At 58.7% G+C, this 17,127-nt stretch carries 13 protein-coding genes; 8 read left to right on the top strand and 5 right to left on the bottom strand.

Annotated features, from left to right (window positions below):
* Positions 1 to 77: 77 nt before the first annotated feature.
* The 4 genes from BR41_RS01575 to BR41_RS01560 all read right to left on the bottom strand — a co-directional run bounded on the left by BR41_RS01575 (position 78) and on the right by BR41_RS01560 (position 4,491).
* Positions 78 to 1,103 (bottom strand): 2-keto-3-deoxygluconate permease, encoded by a 1,026-nt coding sequence (locus tag BR41_RS01575; protein WP_084186759.1) that lies wholly within the window; start codon positions 1,101 to 1,103, stop codon positions 78 to 80.
* Positions 1,104 to 1,257: 154 nt separating this feature from the next.
* Entirely contained in the window at positions 1,258 to 2,430 is a 1,173-nt protein-coding gene (locus tag BR41_RS01570; RefSeq protein WP_035051932.1) for a UxaA family hydrolase, read from the bottom strand.
* Positions 2,431 to 2,458: 28 nt separating this feature from the next.
* Entirely contained in the window at positions 2,459 to 2,803 is a 345-nt protein-coding gene (locus BR41_RS01565) for a UxaA family hydrolase (protein WP_035051930.1), read from the bottom strand.
* A gap of 452 nt (positions 2,804 to 3,255) precedes the next feature.
* Complete coding sequence (locus BR41_RS01560; protein WP_035051928.1) at positions 3,256 to 4,491, bottom strand: cytochrome-c peroxidase; 1,236 nt, start codon at positions 4,489 to 4,491, stop codon at positions 3,256 to 3,258.
* A 210-nt stretch (positions 4,492 to 4,701) separates the two neighbouring features.
* Here BR41_RS01560 and BR41_RS01555 point away from each other — a divergent pair, with 210 nt between their 5' ends.
* The 7 genes from BR41_RS01555 to fba all read left to right on the top strand — a co-directional run bounded on the left by BR41_RS01555 (position 4,702) and on the right by fba (position 13,659).
* The gene (locus BR41_RS01555; RefSeq protein WP_156970500.1) at positions 4,702 to 5,463 is read left to right on the top strand and encodes a DeoR/GlpR family DNA-binding transcription regulator; all 762 of its coding nucleotides are present in this window, start codon (positions 4,702 to 4,704) and stop codon (positions 5,461 to 5,463) included.
* Between the two features lie 491 nt (positions 5,464 to 5,954).
* Complete coding sequence (gene glpK / locus BR41_RS01550; RefSeq protein ID WP_035051926.1) at positions 5,955 to 7,451, top strand: glycerol kinase GlpK; 1,497 nt, start codon at positions 5,955 to 5,957, stop codon at positions 7,449 to 7,451.
* A gap of 230 nt (positions 7,452 to 7,681) precedes the next feature.
* The gene (locus BR41_RS01545) at positions 7,682 to 8,392 is read left to right on the top strand and encodes an MIP/aquaporin family protein (protein ID WP_035051924.1); all 711 of its coding nucleotides are present in this window, start codon (positions 7,682 to 7,684) and stop codon (positions 8,390 to 8,392) included.
* Positions 8,393 to 8,668: 276 nt separating this feature from the next.
* The gene (gene glpD / locus BR41_RS01540; RefSeq protein WP_308417270.1) at positions 8,669 to 10,237 is read left to right on the top strand and encodes a glycerol-3-phosphate dehydrogenase; all 1,569 of its coding nucleotides are present in this window, start codon (positions 8,669 to 8,671) and stop codon (positions 10,235 to 10,237) included.
* A 13-nt stretch (positions 10,238 to 10,250) separates the two neighbouring features.
* Positions 10,251 to 11,087, top strand: a complete 837-nt coding sequence (gene tpiA, locus BR41_RS01535; protein ID WP_211251626.1) for a triose-phosphate isomerase — start codon at positions 10,251 to 10,253, stop codon at positions 11,085 to 11,087.
* A 397-nt stretch (positions 11,088 to 11,484) separates the two neighbouring features.
* A complete protein-coding gene (locus BR41_RS01530; protein ID WP_035051919.1) occupies positions 11,485 to 12,495 on the top strand; it encodes a class 1 fructose-bisphosphatase in 1,011 nt (336 codons plus the stop codon).
* 99 nt (positions 12,496 to 12,594) lie between these two features.
* Positions 12,595 to 13,659, top strand: coding sequence for a class II fructose-bisphosphate aldolase (gene fba, locus BR41_RS01525; RefSeq protein WP_035051917.1), 1,065 nt, complete (start codon positions 12,595 to 12,597; stop codon positions 13,657 to 13,659).
* Positions 13,660 to 13,736: 77 nt separating this feature from the next.
* On the opposite strand, the gene BR41_RS01520 is transcribed toward fba, so the two are convergent.
* Positions 13,737 to 15,005, bottom strand: a complete 1,269-nt coding sequence (locus tag BR41_RS01520; RefSeq protein ID WP_035051915.1) for a D-amino acid dehydrogenase — start codon at positions 15,003 to 15,005, stop codon at positions 13,737 to 13,739.
* A gap of 127 nt (positions 15,006 to 15,132) precedes the next feature.
* On the opposite strand from BR41_RS01520, the gene BR41_RS22565 reads away from it, so the two are divergent.
* Entirely contained in the window at positions 15,133 to 17,001 is a 1,869-nt protein-coding gene (locus BR41_RS22565; RefSeq protein WP_084186758.1) for an ATP-binding protein, read from the top strand.
* Positions 17,002 to 17,127: the final 126 nt, after the last annotated feature.

Here is a 17,127-nt window from a genome sequence, read left to right as displayed (position 1 = left end):
GGACACCACGCAGCAAAAGGCCGGCATCGCTGCCGGCCTTTTGTATTCCTACTCTGCCTCACATTCATGCTGATCGCTTATCGAGCGGCACTCACGGCCACCTTGGGTGGATACGCCGTATCCGCTTCTGGCGATTCGGCATTCGCTTGCACCGCCGCCTTGGCCAGCGATTTGGCATGCATCTTGTGGACTAACGATACCGCCAGCGGGCAAAAGATCACGGTAAAGATCACAGCCGACGAAATCTGTGCACTTGCGGCCGGCACCAGCGCCGCCACGCTCGGATCGATCTGCGCGACTGCGGCAGGAAACGCGACGGAAAGACCAGCCGTACTGCCAACGGCAATGCCGACGGCAGGTGAAGCGCTACGGAAAAACAGGCGATAACCCAGATAGCCAAGCCCACCGGAAATAGCCAACACCATCACGCCCAACAGAATCCCTTGTGGGCCAGCCTCCACCAATTGCTTCAGATTCATATTTGCGCCCAAGGCCCAGGCGAAGAATGGCACCAGGAACGCTTGTGCACTGGTCAACAGCTTTTTCCAGTCCTCATCCAGATTGCCGAGCACGAAGCCGACGAACATTGGCAAGATCACCGCAATCAAGGCGGTATAGGACACCGTCACCATGCCGGATGCACCGAGCGCGGCCAAGGTAAAGAACGGGCTATCGCCCAACAGCACCAGCGCCATCGCGCCCATATCGCTCCGATCACCGACTTCGCCGGCCAGGCCGCCATAGAGCCCGCCGTTCACAGCCGTCAAAGCCGGAATCACGGCGAGCGGGGTCAATCCCCAGAAACCAGCTGCGCCGAAGAAATGCGCGAAGGCCAAACCGAATGCAACGCCAGAGCCAATCTTGGCTAAAAACAGCACCATGCCTTTTTTCAATGGCAGGCCAACCTGGCGCACGCTGATACCGGCGCAAGCGCTCAACAAATACAGCGCAATGAGCGGTGCTGCGGCCTTGACAAACAATTGTTCAGTGAAGCCGCCAATACGCAACAAGCCAGGCCAAAACGTATTCAGGCACGCGGCAATAAGCAGTGGGACGACCATCATGCCGCCCGGCACCTTTTGCATGGTTTTCATGATTCTCATGGGGAAACCTCCATTTGAAATGAAAGGCCTGCCAGAAAACCCAGGCGGTCTTTCAACTTGTATTGACCATCGTCATCACTGATTCGAATTACCTGCTACGAATGACGATCTAAAAAAATGGGCTTTGTGTCCAAGACACAAAGCCCATCCGGGGTTAGATCTTCGGACCGTGGGTGTGGATATCCATCGTACGGTTGTAATTGATCGCTTCCGATTTGGTCAGCTCGCCAGAGAGAACCCGCATGAAGATGGTCATGGTCTCATCGGTCACTTGCTCGATCGATTTGTTACCCAGAATGATCTGACCAGCATCCACATCCATATCGTGCGACAAATTCGAATAAGTGCGTGGGTTACCGCAAATCTTCAGCACCGGCACGATCGGGAAGCCTTGCGGAGCACCACGCCCGGTCGAGAACACGATGCCTTGTGCGCCACCAGCGGCAAGGCCGGTAAGGATTTCCGGTTCGAACCCCGGGGAATCTTTGATCCACAAACCCTTGTCCGGAACCAGATCAGGGTAATCCAGCACGCCCTCGATGATGCGCGAACCCGATTTGTTGATGGCGCCCAGCGATTTTTCTTCAATGGTGGACAGGCCGCCCTTGATATTGCCGGGGGTAGGCTGACCATTGCGCATATCGACACCAACGGCCATTGCGCGTTTTTCCATTACATCGACAATTTCATAAATGCGACGGCCGACTTCCGGAGTACGCGCACGGCGGGCCAGAATGTGTTCTGCCCCCATGAATTCGGTGGTTTCACCAAAGAGCACGGTACCGCAGGCATCGACAATGCGATCCGACATCTGGCCAATCACCATATTGGATGACAAGCCGGAGGTGGTATCAGAAGAACCGCACTTGATCCCCATGATCAGATCTTCCAGGCCAGCTTCAACGCGCTGCTGGCTGGAAATGGCAATGGCCATCTTCTGCACGATATCAATACCAGCATGGATCGTGGCGCTGGTGCCACCCAGCTCTTGCATCACGATCTTTTCAACCGGGCGGCCAGTAGCAGCGATGCGGGCAACGATTTCATCGGCGTTGGAACCTTCGCACCCCAGACTGATCACCAGCGCGGCGCCAACATTGGGATGGCAGCCCAGATTGGCCAGGGTATCGGTCACCAATTTCAGATCCGGCATCAATTGACAACAGCCGCAGTGATGTTGCAAAGCGCGAGACATCTGGGTGTTATAAACAATGGCCTGGGCAATTTCATTCACACAAACGGTAGCAGGAATAATAGCTACGATATTGCGCGAACCAATTTGACCATTTTGACGACGATAGCCGTACCAGGTGTAGTTGCTAGACATGATGGAAACCCCTCATGATTATTGATGATTAATAACGGGAAGCGCGGGTATGGGCGACTTTGCTCGCGCCCTCATTCACATCGCCGCATCCGTATTGGCTGTCAATATTCTGGGTGTGGACGTGTTCACCCGGTTCGATGGTTCGTGTCGCCACGCCCAGGCTTTCGCCATATTTCAAAATTTCTTCGCCTTGCTTGATCTGGCAAGTCGCAATCTTGTGACCAAACGGAATTGCATCTTTGGAAAGCAGTGCAGAAGTATTGCCCGCTTTGTCTTTCACCGTTATGGCATCACTTGGCTTGACGTCCTCAAGCACAGTTGCCACGCTGTCACAGGCCATGATCTTCAGGGCCAGAATAGTATCGCCGTTCATAGAAACCTCCGCCTATCAATTCACGTTGATCGTTAATTCACAAAATTCTTTTAAAACTGCCAACTGCTTTATCCAAATCAATTTACATTTAAAAGCAAATCGTTTGCGAGCTTCATCGCTATTCCATGAGCATTATTTAACGCCAAAGCGGAAACGCCGTCCCTGACAAAATACCAAAAACCCATGCCATTTTTTTCAATTTTTACAAATCATTGAGAAAGGTTTATTGAATTGGAAATCCATGCAGATATTCAATAGCGACAAGAAATAGTCATCGGAAATTGATTCCGGCTGCGCCGTTAATCATTGAATGGGGCGTGTGGTTCGCGAACGCGCAGTAAGGAACCTGGCGGCGAGCAGGGGCGCACCGCGCCCACGGGCGGGTTCGGTGCCAGGGATGCATCAATGAGCACGGATCGCCTGCCGCCGATCGGCAAGCGCGTAAGCAGACGCTACGGCTGATACCCATCCGTCAGCGTATTCATGAACACAATCACATCGGCAATCTCAGTCTCGCTCAGTGCAGGAGCCGCTCCCGGCTGACGTCCGAACGGCGCATCCGTCATATCGACGTTGCCGCGATAGGCCACAGGCAGATCGTCGAACTGGTTGATCGAACCATCGGCATTGGCCGGATACCATTTTTCCGGCTTGGTATCGCGTTCGACATAAAAGTGCATCACGTCCTGCAACGTGTGGAAACGCCCGTTATGAAAGAATGACTTGCGCAGCGCCACATTGCGCAGCGATGGCGTCATGAACAGGCCGCAATACTCAGTGTGGCTGGCCAGATCGGTGCGAGTTGGGCCACATAAGCCCAAGTCGAAATAGCTTGCCACCGCATTGGCAGGAATCTCCGGATTACGTGGCACGCCGAGATTCACAAAGCCGTGATCAGTAAATTGCGGCGGCAAGCCACCTGCACCCGGCGTGCTGACATGGCACTGTGCGCAATTGCCTTTGGCCGGATCGTTGAAGAGCGCCAGCCCGCGCAACTCCTGCGTGGATAACGACACCTTGCCGGCCAGATATTGATCGTACTTGCTGGTGTAGGGATTGAACGAAGCATCGGTCGATTCGAAGGCATGCAGCGCCTGCGAGGCGGCATTCAGCGCAGTCGTCCCGTCCTTGAATACACCGGCACCGAAAACCTGCAGCAACTGCGGCGCGTAGCTGGCCTTCTGTAAACGCGTGGCGAAATCAGCCGGACTCGCGTTCGCCATCTCGTTAGCAGACAGGAAGGGCAGCTTGGCTTGATCGGCAAACGTGTTGACGCGGCCATCCCAGGTCAGCCCACCAGTCGGGCCGGCATCGGTACTGGCGTTGAGGAAGAAATGCTCGCTGAACGCCGGCACGAATTGCAGGTAACGCAAGGATGGCGCGGTGCGTGTGCCGGAGAGAGTGAGCGCTGCCCCACCCGGCTGCACCGCCAGATTGTTCGATGGCGCATAGGCATTGTTCGGATCGTGACAAGTCGCGCACGACATCTTGCCGGAGCCGGACAAGGAAGGATCGCTGAAGATTTGTTTGCCGAGCGCCGCCAGCTGGGCCGATGACGGCGCGGCGGGCACTGGCGTTGCCGCGGTCGCGGCAGGCGTGCTGCTCGCCCCTCCCCCACCACATCCAGCCAAACCCAGCAGCAAACTGGCAGAGAGGAGCGTGACAGCGTGAGGTGAAGGCGAAAACATGGCAGCAACAACCTGATAACAAAAGCGCGATCATGCAAGCCGATGGTGACGTCTAGATGACGCCACAGCGATCAGTAAAATACGCGGTTTGGCACGCCGTAACATCAACGCAATTTGCTGTTTCGCGTTGCCTGGCTGTTCAGCCACAGCCGCCGCTGCCGCTATACTCGTGGCATTTCGTCCTCCCGCCCGATAACGGCACGGCCAAACATGATCCTGAATCAGCGTCAGCAAGAACTTCTGGACTGGGTACAGCGCGACGGTCACGTCAGCGTCGAAAAACTCGCGACGCATTTCGACGTCACGCACCAGACCATCCGGCGCGATATCAATCAACTGGCCGATGCCCGCATGTTGCAACGGGTGCATGGCGGGGCCAGCGCGCATTCGAGTGTGGAAAACGTCGCCTACAACACGCGCCAGGTGATGTTCAGCACTGAGAAGCAACGCATCGCCCGCTTGGTCGCACAGCACATCCCCAATCACGCTTCGCTGTTCATTAACCTCGGTACGACCACCGAAGAAGTCGCCAAGGCGCTGCATAGCCACGTGGGCTTGCGCGTGATCACCAACAATCTCAATGTCGCCGCCATGATGTGCAGCTACACCGATTGCGAGGTCATCGTGGCGGGTGGCGTGATGCGCCCGCGTGATCGCGGCATCATCGGCGAGGCGACCATCGAGTTCATTCGCAAATTCCGCGTCGATTACGCCATTCTCGGCATTTCCAGCATTGAAACCGACGGCACGCTGCGGGACTTCGACTTGCGTGAAGTACGCACGTCCGAGGCGATCATCGAGCATTCGCGCAGCGTGTTCCTCGTTGCCGACCATTCCAAGTTCGGCCGTCCGGCGATGGTGCAGCTGGGGCATTTATCCCAAGTGACTGCCCTCTTTACCGATCGCCCGGTGCCGCCGGAGATGGAAAGCGTGCTGGCGGAAAACGGCACCGAGCTGTACGTCGCCGCGTAATCGCGCGGACTCCGCCTGCGATCCCACGTTCGTTCTTCACCCGAAGCCACAAACAACATTCACTCGAACTCGCACCAAAACATTCCGCTTGTCTGAAAAGCGCAACAAACTGGTGCGATGTTCATAGAGAAAAACCCTTACCTCCACCGCCTGACTCAAACCCCGCTAGCAGCTACAAATCAATGTAGTCGCGGTTTCCAGCACTACACAGCCCCGACTGGCCCGCATACATTGCGCATCGCCAGCCAGCGCGCTCGCCGCGAATCATCTTTTATTTTCCAAAATATTCGAATAATGTTCCGTTTGTGTTGCATTTCGAACTTTATGCGCCACAACCGAAAATCAATCAAACATCCGCTTGCGCCACAAAATACCGGACGCAAGATGCAGCGGTTGCACAATACCGGTGCATGGGAACGGTCATTTCGGGGTCATCGGTAGGGCCTTGGCACAAAGGCTTGCCCATGACGCCTCAACTGGAGAGTCGATAGATGCAAAAGCAATACATCCTGGCCTTGGATCAAGGGACCACCAGCTCACGCGCCATCGTGTTCGATCGCGCCGGCAATATGGTCTCGGTCGCGCAGAAGGAATTCACCCAGATCTACCCGCAAGCCGGCTGGGTCGAACACGATCCGCTGGAAATCTGGGGGAGCCAGGCAGGCGTTGCCGCCGAGGCCGTTGCATCCGCCGGACTGGAAAGCGGCCATATCGCGGCAATCGGCATCACCAACCAGCGCGAAACCACTATCGTCTGGGATCGCGAAACCGGCCACCCGGTATACAACGCCATCGTCTGGCAGGATCGCCGCACCGCTTCCTTCTGTGATTCGCTCAAAGCCGATGGCCTGGAAAAGCTGATCCGCGAAAAGACCGGTCTGCCGATCGATGCTTATTTCTCCGGCAGCAAGATCAAGTGGATTCTGGATAACGTGCCCGGTGTGCGCCAACGTGCCGAGCAAGGCAAGCTGGCCTTCGGCACGGTGGATAGCTGGCTGGTGTGGAACCTCACCCACGGCCGCGACCACGTCACCGATGTCTCCAACGCCTCGCGCACCATGCTGTTCAACATCAACACGCTGGAGTGGGACGACGAGCTGCTGAACCTGCTGACCATTCCACGCAGCATGCTGCCGAGCGTGCGTTCGTCCAGCGAAGTCTACGGCCACACGGCCGACGCGCTGTTCGGCGGCAGCATCGCCATTGCCGGTATCGCCGGCGATCAGCAAGCAGCGCTGTTCGGCCAGCAATGCACCCGCCCCGGCATGGTGAAGAACACCTACGGCACCGGTTGCTTCCTGATGATGAACACCGGCGACAAGCCGATCGCATCGCGCAACAACCTGCTCAGCACCGTGGCATGGCAAGTCAAAGGCCAAGTGCAATACGCGCTGGAAGGCAGCATTTTCATTGGCGGCGCGGTGGTGAAATGGCTGCGCGATGGCATGGGCGTCATTAGATCATCAGCCGAAGTCGAAACCCTCGCCCGCAGCGTGAACGATAGCGACGGTCTGTATCTGGTCCCCGCCTTCGCCGGCCTGGGCGCACCGCACTGGAATCAGGATGCGCGCGGTTCGATGTTCGGCGCCACGCTCGGCACCACCTCCGCCCACATCGCCCGCGCCGCACTGGAAAGCATCGCTTACCAAACGACGGACGTGCTTGCCGCCATGGAAGCCGACTCCGGTATCAAGGTGCCGGAACTGCGCGTGGATGGTGGCGCAACGGTGAACAACCTGTTGATGCAGTTCCAGGCCGACATCCTCGGCATCAATGTGGTTCGCCCGAAAATCACCGAAACCACTGCGCTGGGTGCGGCCTATCTCGCCGGCTTGGCGGTCGGCTACTGGAATGATGTGGAAGACGTGCAAGGGCAATGGCAGCTGGATCAACGCTTTGCACACGACCTGCCGGAAGTCGAGATCGCCCGCCGCGTAAAAGGCTGGCAACGCGCGATTACGGCGACCAAGGCTTGGGCGGCGGGTTGATCGCAACGCATTGGCTCCCCTCGCCCTCGCGTGCAAGGCTTTAGCCTTGTTCAGCGACAAATGGGAGAGGGGTTGGGGGTGAGGGTGGTGCCAAATGCATCGACTTTTGCAAGCACCCTCTCCCTAGCCCTCTCCCATAAATGGGCGAGGAAACAAAACCTTGGTCGTTGCTTGGCTGCAACTCCCACTTATATTCCGTTCCTTTCGGAACCCCTTTCAGGACATTCCAAATGAATCCTCTGATCGCAGAATTCCTCGGCACCGCATTGCTGGTCCTGCTCGGCGATGGTGTTGTCGCCAACGTCATCCTCAATAAAACCAAGGGCCAGAACAGCGGCCTGATCGTGATCGCCTTCGGCTGGGCGATGGCGGTATTCGTCGCCGTATTCTGTGTCGCGGCGTATAGCGGCGCGCATATCAACCCGGCGGTGACGATCGCACTGGCGGTAGCCGGCAAATTCCCGTGGGCTTCCGTGCCGGGCTATGTGGCGGCACAAATGCTGGGCGGCATGTTCGGCGCTTTCCTGATGTGGTTCATGTATCGCAAGCACTTCGAGAACACCGATTGCCCGGATACCAAGCTCGCCGTGTTCTGCACCGGGCCGGCGATCCGCAGCCTGCCGGGCAACCTGGCTTCCGAAGTCATTGCCACCTTCGTGCTCGTGTTCGCCGTGTTGCACATGGTGTCACCGAAAGTCTCTCTGGGCGCGATGGATGCGCTGCCGGTCGGTCTGCTGGTGCTGGGCATCGGCGTATCGCTGGGCGGCACCACCGGCTATGCGATGAGCCCGGCCCGCGATCTGGCCCCGCGCATCATGCATGCCATCCTGCCGATCCCCGGCAAGCGCGACAGCGACTGGGGCTATTCCTGGGTGCCGGTGATCGGCTCGCTGGTGGGCGCAGTGCTGGCGGCGGCATTTTATCTGAACCCGCTGCACTGATCCGCATTCGAACATTTTTCTTCCTCTGCTCATCACTGAGTGTTTGCCCGGACCCATGTCCGGGCTTTTTTTGTGGTTTATTTTCGATTTTCGATCAACCACTTCAAAAACAAACAACAAAACAACATTAAATGAACATATTTTGTTGTTTTATCTTGCATTGACGATTAGAATTATTTTCATACGAACCATACAACAAACGAAACCGACCCCTTTAGCGGTGATCCAATCTTCAGGGGCGGCGAATGAACATCAGAACCCTGAAGGCAGACTGAATTGACTCCGACTGCATTGAACAAAACGATTCATGACTTGCTCATCATCGGCGGCGGCATCAACGGCGCTGGTATTGCACGCGATGCCGCCGGGCGTGGTCTGTCGGTGTTGCTGTGCGAACAAGACGATCTCGCCCGGCATACCTCGTCGGCCAGCACCAAGCTGATCCACGGCGGTCTGCGCTATCTCGAGTACTACGAATTCGGCCTGGTGCGTAAAGCGCTGCAGGAACGTGAAGTCTTGCTGCGCGCCGCACCGCACATCATGGGGCCGCTGCGCTTCGTCATGCCGCACGCGGCTGATCAACGCCCGGAATGGCTGATCCGCGCCGGCCTGTTCCTGTACGACCATCTGGCAAAGCGTGAGGTACTGCCGGGCGCGGAAACGATCCGTTTCGATTCGCACCCGTCTGGCGTGCCACTCAAACGCGGCTTCAAGCGTGGCTTTGCCTATTCGGATGGCTGGGTGCAAGACGCCCGACTGGTGGTACTCAATGCACAGGATGCGCATGAGCGCGGCGCGACCATCCTCACCCGCACGGCAGTAGTCGGCGCGGTGCGCGAAGCAGATGCGTGGCGCGTATCGCTGCGCCATGCCGATGGCACACCGGAAACCGTGTTCGCCCGTGCCGTGGTGAATGCCGCCGGCCCGTGGGTGGATCGCATGCTGCGTGACGTGATCGGCGGCGGCGACGCCAGCCATGCGGTGCGCTTGGTCAAAGGCAGCCACATCATTGTGAAGAAGCTGTTCGATCACCCCTATGCCTACATCTTCCAGAACCCGGACAAGCGCATCATTTTCGCCATTCCGTATGAAGGCGAATTCACGCTGATCGGCACCACCGATATCGAATATCACGGCGATCCGGCTGCCGTTGCCATCGACGAGTCTGAAATTGCTTATCTGTGCGAGATGAGCAACCGCTATTTCGAGCGCCAGATCGGCTCGCAAGACATCGTCGCGACGATGTCCGGCGTGCGCCCCTTGCTGGATGATGCCGCCGACAACGCCGCCAGCGTCACCCGCGACTATTCGCTGGAGTTGAATACCGACGGGCCTGCGCTGCTGTCCATCTTCGGCGGCAAGATCACCACCTACCGCAAACTGGCCGAGCAAGCCGTCGACCAATTGATGCCATCCCTTTGTGCGAAAAACCCCGGCGCGAAAAAATCTGCCTGGACGGCTGGCGTGCCTTTGCCCGGTGGCGACATGCCCAACGCCGATTTTGATGCCTTCCTGGCCGCGACCAAGAAACGCTATCCGCTACTGCCCGAAACGCTATTGACCCGCTACGCCCGCGCCTATGGCACCCGGCTTGAGCGCGTGATCGCTCCGGCCCGCACCGTGGCCGACCTGGGCGAAGAAATCGCCCCGGGCCTCTACGCTGCCGAGGTGCGCTATCTGATCAAGGTGGAATGGGCGCGTACCGCCGAGGACATCCTGTGGCGGCGCTCCAAGCTCAAGCTGCATTTGCTGCCCGAACACGTCGTGGCGCTGGAACACTGGCTGGAAAAACACGCCGGCCGCGATACGCCTGTTGCACACGCACAGCGTGCGCGCGTTGCTTGATGGAGAGAGGTGAATGATGGATCTCTTTACTGGTTCCCGGCATGCCCCGGCCGCTGTGCAACCCCGTTGGCAAGCAGACACAAAGGGCATCAATCCAGCGCCAGTACATCGACGCAAACTCGTGGTCGCCAACTGGAAGATGTACGGCAGCCTGGCCATGTGCCAGGAAGCCGTCCCGCTGCTGGCAAGTGTCGCCACAGCTGAAGTCGGCATCGTGCTCTGCCCGCCAGCGCCCTACCTGGGCGAAGTCGCCCGCCTGGCGCAATCCACTCAAGTGCAGTTCAGTGCCCAAAATGTGGCTGAGACGGTCGATGGCGCACGCACCGGCGAATGGTCGGCCGCCATGTTGAACGAGCTGGGTTGCCGCTACGCCATCGTCGGCCACTCGGAACGCCGCCAGCACCATCACGAACACGACGCATTGATCGCCGCCAAAGCACAAGCCTGTGTCGATGCCGGCCTCACGCCCATCGTCTGCATCGGCGAAAGCTGGGTGGAGCGCCAGACCGGCCAGACCGAAGCCGCCTTGCTACATCAATTGAATGCCCTGCTCGCGACCGAGGGTTGGCGCAAGGCGGTGATCGCCTATGAACCGGTCTGGGCCATCGGCACCGGTCAAGCCGCGACGCCGGAAATGGCGCAAGAGGTGCATGCCTTCCTCCGCAGCCGTCTGGCCGCGATGGATGCCGCAGCCGCCGATGTCATGCCTTTGTTGTATGGCGGCAGTGTGAAAGCCGACAACGCCGCCGCCTTGTTCGCCATGCCGGATATCGATGGTGCGTTGGTGGGGAGTGCTTCGTTGCAGATCAGTACCTTGCTGCAGATTTATGCGGCGGCTTGCGAGGCGTGATGCTGTTTCAATTCCCTCTCCCTCGCGTGCAAGGCTTTAGCCTTGTTCAGCTATTAGTGGGAGAGGGTTAGGGAGAGGGTGGCGAAAAGAATATTGTCCTTGACATGCGCCCTCACCCCCAGCCCCTCTCCCACTTTCCCTGAGCAAGGCTAAGGGCCTTGCACGGGATGGGAGAGGGGAGCAAGTTCAGACCTCGCGATTTCACCGATAGACCATGCAATACCATCGCGAGCAAGCTCACGCCCACCAGACATCTCCAATCTGGAGCCGCTAACAAAACCCTGCTGGCAAGGCGCGCGAAACGCAGACATTACTCAACGTACGGCAAGTGAGTGCAACACAGCCAGCAGGGTTTTGTTAGCGGCTCCCAACGGCGTCGCTTTTTAGGGAAACAAACATGAATACGGGCATCAGCCTCGCGCAATTCATTGCAGAACAATCTGCCAAAGCCGCAGATCAGGATGTCACCGATCTGCACGCCCTCCTCGGCCATGTGGCAACGGCTTGCAAGGTCATCGGCAATGCGGTTGCCAGAGGCGCGTTGACCGGCTCATCCGGCAGTGCCGGCACCGATAACGTGCAAGGCGAGGTACAGAAAAAACTGGACATCATTTCCAATGAAATCCTGATCCAGCAAACCGAGTGGAACGAGCACATTGCCGCCATGGCTTCCGAGGAGATGGAAGACATCTACCCGATGCCGACCAGCCGCCAGCACGGCAAATACCTGCTGGTGTTCGACCCGCTGGATGGCTCGTCGAATGTGGACGTCAACGTTTCCGTCGGCACGATCTTCTCCATCCTGCAGAGCCCGGCCGGCAAGCAACCCAGCGCAGCGGACTTCCTGCAACCGGGCACGGCGCAAGTCTGTGCCGGCTACGCGGTGTATGGCCCATCGACCATGCTGGTGTTCACCACCGGCAACGGCGTGCACGGCTTTACGCTGGATCGTGAAACCGGTGAGTTCATCCTCACCCACGCCCGGATGACGATTCCGGCCGACACGCGCGAATTCGCCATCAACGCCTCCAACTCCCGCTTCTGGGAAGCCCCGGTCAAACGCTATATTGAGGAATGCCTCGCCGGCACCACCGGCCCGCGTGGGCAGAATTTCAATATGCGCTGGGTGGCCTCGATGGTGGCGGAAGTACACCGCATCCTGGTGCGCGGCGGCGTGTTCATGTACCCGAAGGACACCAAGGACTTGGCCAAGGCCGGCAAATTGCGCCTGATGTATGAAGCGAATCCGATGTCATTCATCGTCGAACAGGCCGGCGGCGCAAGCTCGACCGGCCGGGCACGGATCATGGATGTGCAGCCGGATCAGCTGCATCAGCGCATTCCGGTGATTCTGGGCTCCAAAAACGAAGTGGAGCGCGTCGTTCGCTACCACCAGGAAACCTTGTAGGAGCGAGCTTGCTCGCGATTGCTCACGCTCAAACATTGCCATCGCGAGCAAGCTCGCTCCTACAGACATCGAATTCAGTCGTCTTTCAGGAAAACCATCATGCCCCTCGTTTCCATGCGCCAATTGCTGGATCACGCCGCCGAACACCAATACGGCCTGCCCGCGTTCAACGTGAATAATCTGGAGCAGATGCGCGCCATCATGGAAGCCGCTGACCGCACCGACAGCCCGGTGATCGTACAAGCCTCTGCCGGCGCTCGTGCCTACGCCGGTGCGCCGTTCCTGCGCCACCTGATGTTGGCAGCGATCGAAGAGTTTCCGCACATCCCCGTCGTCATGCATCAGGACCACGGCACCAGCCCGGCGATCTGCCAACGTGCCATTCAGCTTGGTTTCTCGTCGGTGATGATGGATGGCTCGCTGGGCGAGAACGGCAAGACGCCGACCGATTACGCCTACAACGTCGCCGTCACCCGAACCGTGGTCGATTTCGCCCACGCTTGCGGTGTCTCGGTCGAAGGCGAACTGGGTTGCCTAGGCAGCCTGGAAACCGGCACGGCCGGCGAAGAGGATGGCGTCGGCGCGGAAGGCAAGCTGGATCACAGCCAGATGCTCACTGACCCGGAAGAAGCCGCGGCCTTCGTACGCGAAACGCAAGTCGATGCCTTGGCGATTGCCATTGGCACCAGCCACGGCGCATACAAATTCACTCGGCCACCGACAGGTGACACCTTGGCGATCGAGCGCATCAAGCAAATCCATGCCCGCCTGCCGAACACCCATTTGGTGATGCACGGCAGCTCATCAGTGCCGCAGGACTGGTTGGCAGTGATCAACGAATTCGGTGGTGCAATTCCTGAAACGTATGGCGTGCCGGTCGAGGAAATCGTCGAAGGCATTCGCCATGGCGTGCGCAAGGTGAACATCGATACCGATCTGCGCCTGGCTGCGACCGGCGCAATCCGCCGCGCCTTCGCCAAAGCCCCGGCTGAGTTCGATCCGCGCAAATACCTCAAGGACGCAACGGTTGCGATGCGAAACATCTGCATTGCCCGTTATGAGGCGTTTGGGGCAGCCGGGAAAGCGAGCAAGATCAAGGAAATCTCGCTGGAGCAGATGGCGACGCGGTATGCCAACGGTGATTTGCGTGCGGTCATTAAATAGCGCAGCGCGTTTCAGGTGATCGGTAATAAAAAACGCCCGGCGATCGGGCGTTTTTTGTTGCTGCTTTAATGGGTCAGTTACAAGGCCGGAGTAAACGGAAAATCCACCTCCGGCTTCCGGCCGGAAACCAGATCGGCAATCGCCTTGCCGGAACCGCAACACTCCGTCCAACCCAGAGTGCCGTGCCCCGTATTCAGCCACAGGCTTGGGTAACGCGTGCCGCCGATATAAGGCAAGTTACCCGGTGTCGCGGGCCGCAAGCCGGTCCAGAATTGCGCCGCAGCATAATCGCTGCCATTCGGAAAGATCTCCCGCGTGCGATCGACAATCGCCTTGCAACGCACGGGATTCAGGTCGAGGTTATAGCCGTTGAATTCCGCCGTGCCCGCCACCCGCAGGCGGTTGCCGAGCCGGGAAAACACCAGCTTGTGGCCATCGTCGGTCAGGCTCACCGTGGGTGCTTGGTGGTGATCCTGTACCGGGATGGTGGCCGAGTAACCTTTGGCCGGATAGATATCGAGCGTGATGCCAAGCGACTTGAGGTGCAGCGGGCTGTAGCTGCCCAGACAGACCACGAAGGCATCGGCAGCCAGTCGTTCGCTACCGGCCGGGTCTCCATTCAAGCCACGCACTCGCACGGCACGGACATCCCCGCCCTCGCGCTCAAACCCTTCGATGGCGCAGTCATAGCGGAACACCACGCCCAGCCCTTCGCACAGTCGCGCCAGCTCATCGGTAAACCGGCGCGCATCACCGGATTCATCGCTGGGTGTGTAGGTGCCGCCGACAATGGGGCGCATGGAGCGCTGCAGCGTCGGCTCGATGGCAAGACATTCCGTCGCACTTTTTACTTGCCGATCCAGGCCGGCATCGCGCATGAGCCGGGCGGCAGGAATGGCCGCTTCGAACTCGGCCGCATCGGTATAGAAATGTAATATGCCTTCGGTACGCTCGTCGTAATGAATGCCGGTTTCCGCCCGCACTTGCTGCAGCAATTCACGGCTGTAAAGTCCAAGCCGCACGAGATTTTGCAAATTGCGGCGAGCATGAGCAGCGGTGCATTGCTGCAGGAAGCGCCAACCCCAGCGCCATTGCGCCGGATCGAGTCGCGGGCGAAACAGCAGCGGCGCTTCCTCGTCCCCCAGCCATTGCAATACTTTCCACGGCGCTTTCGGGCCAGCCCAAGGCTCGGCGTGACACACCGAAATCTGCCCGCCATTGGCATAACTGGTTTCCCGCGCCACTTCCGGCGCGCGCTCGATCACAGTGACCTGATGGCCTGCCTTGGCCAGGAACCAGGCCGACGTCACCCCGATGACACCACCGCCCAAAACGATCACTTGCATGTAAAGCGCACTCCCCGGCCTTTCTTGGACACGCGATTATGCCGCGCCCAAGCCCCTCCAGCGCACGTTTTGCCTCCGTCATATGCTGCGATCTGCCAACATGCACTAGACTAGCGGCGAAAGCGCCATGTCTATTCCAACAATGAAAAACCTCTCGCTCCGCACTGCTCTTGTCATCGCTACGCTGCTCGGCTTGTTGTTGCCGGCCAGCGTGAATAGCGTGCTGCTGCTCACCAGCCGCCTGCAGCAAAGCCGCGTGCAAAATGCGCAGGATCACCAGCGCATCGCCGACATCCTGGTGCTCGGCATGCAAGAACCGCTGTGGAACCTGTCGCCGGATGCCGGCCGGCCGCTGCTGGATTCGGTGATGAGCGACGAGCGCATCATCCGCGTCACCGTCAACGACACCACGCTCGGCGTGTTCCTGTCTGCCAACCGGCCCGAGCGTCGCACCGGCAACGTCCATACCCTGAGCCGCACCGTCACCAAGCAAGGCAACAGCATCGGCACCGTGACGGTCGATCTGGATGACGGCAAGGAAATTTCAGCCATCGAGCAGGAACAGCGGCTCTATACCGGGGCCGTGGTCTTGCAGGTCGTGATCAGCCTGGCGCTGATCCTGTTCCTGCTCAATTCACGCGTGGTCAAACCGTTGGCGCGGCTATCGCAGCAATCGTTGAAGCTGGCGCACCGGCAACTGGATGAACCCTTTGTCTGGGCACGCAAGGACGAAATCGGTCAGCTCGGCCATAACCTCGAATCCACCCGGCAATCGCTGCACGCATTGATCGAGGCGCTGGAATTGAAGAATCTGCAGCTGGAAGCAGACATCCTCAGCCGCCGCCAGATCGAATCTGCATTGCGCGTGAGCCAGGATCGCTATAAGCGGCTGGTCGAATCCACGCAAGTGATCCCGTGGGATGCCAACGCCAGCGAATGGCGCTTTACCTACATCGGCCAGCAAGCCGAGAAGCTGCTCGGCTACCCGCTCACGCTCTGGTACCACGAAGCCTTCCTGTCGAACTATCTGCATCCGGACGACCGTCACCTCGCCTACCAATTGTTCAGTGACCACGCCGATACGCCGGAGCAGGAATTCGAATGCCGTTTCCTCGCCAAGGATGGCCGCACCGTCTGGGTCTTGCTGGTTGCCGCCAGCCATGCCGATAACGAAGGCGTGCGCCAGCTACAAGGCTTCATGATCGATATCAGTACGCGCAAACAGGCGGAACTCGGGCTGGAGCAATACCGGCATCATCTGGAAGAAACGATCGAAGTGCAGACCCGTGGGCTGGCCGCCGCCAATCACGAGCTGGACAGCTTTTCGCATTCCATCTCCACCGACCTGCGCAGCCCGTTACGCACCATCGAGGGCTTCAGCCAGGTGCTGATGGAGGACTACAGCGATCGGCTCGATACCAACGCACGCGGCTACCTCGCCCGCATCCGCTCCGCCGCGCATTCGATGACCACGCTGATCGACGATCTGCTCTCGCTGGCACGACTCAGCCGCAGCGATGCGCGACGCCAGCCGCTCGATCTATCGGCGCTGGCGCTGGAGATCATCGAGGAATTCCAGCTGTTGCAGCCGGATCGGCAGATCGATCTGGCGATTTCGCCGGCGCTCAATGTCGAAGCAGACCCCAAGCTGATCCGCATCGCGCTCCACAACCTGCTCGACAACGCCTGGAAATTCACTAGCCAGCAAACGAATCCCAGAATCAGCCTGGGCGTTACCCACGTGCATGGGCAAAGCGTCTATTACGTGGCGGACAATGGCGTCGGCTTCGATATGGCCCAAGCCAGCAAGTTGTTCAGCCCTTTCCAGCGCTTGCACAGCGACTACAGCGGCAACGGCATTGGCCTTGCGTTGGTGCAGCGGATCATCACGCGCCACGATGGCCGCATCTGGACCAAGAGCTCGCCGGGCGAAGGCGCCACCTTCTACTTCACCTTGCCAGTGCCGCGGCACGAGCCTGATCTGCCAACAGCCTAAGCCATCCATGAATGTGGCATGCCGGCACCGCCTGGCAAAAACCGTTTGCCAAACAGAACGATTGTTCTATAATCGCTCCAATACTTCGTAGCAACACTTCGAACACCTCTTCGAATCACCCTTCTC

Origin of the sequence: Andreprevotia chitinilytica DSM 18519, from assembly GCF_000711875.1 — a bacterium.
Taxonomy (GTDB): domain Bacteria; phylum Pseudomonadota; class Gammaproteobacteria; order Burkholderiales; family Chitinibacteraceae; genus Andreprevotia; species Andreprevotia chitinilytica.
The sequence above is the reverse complement of the archived record's forward strand: the minus strand, read 5'-3'. Positions and strand labels throughout refer to the sequence as shown.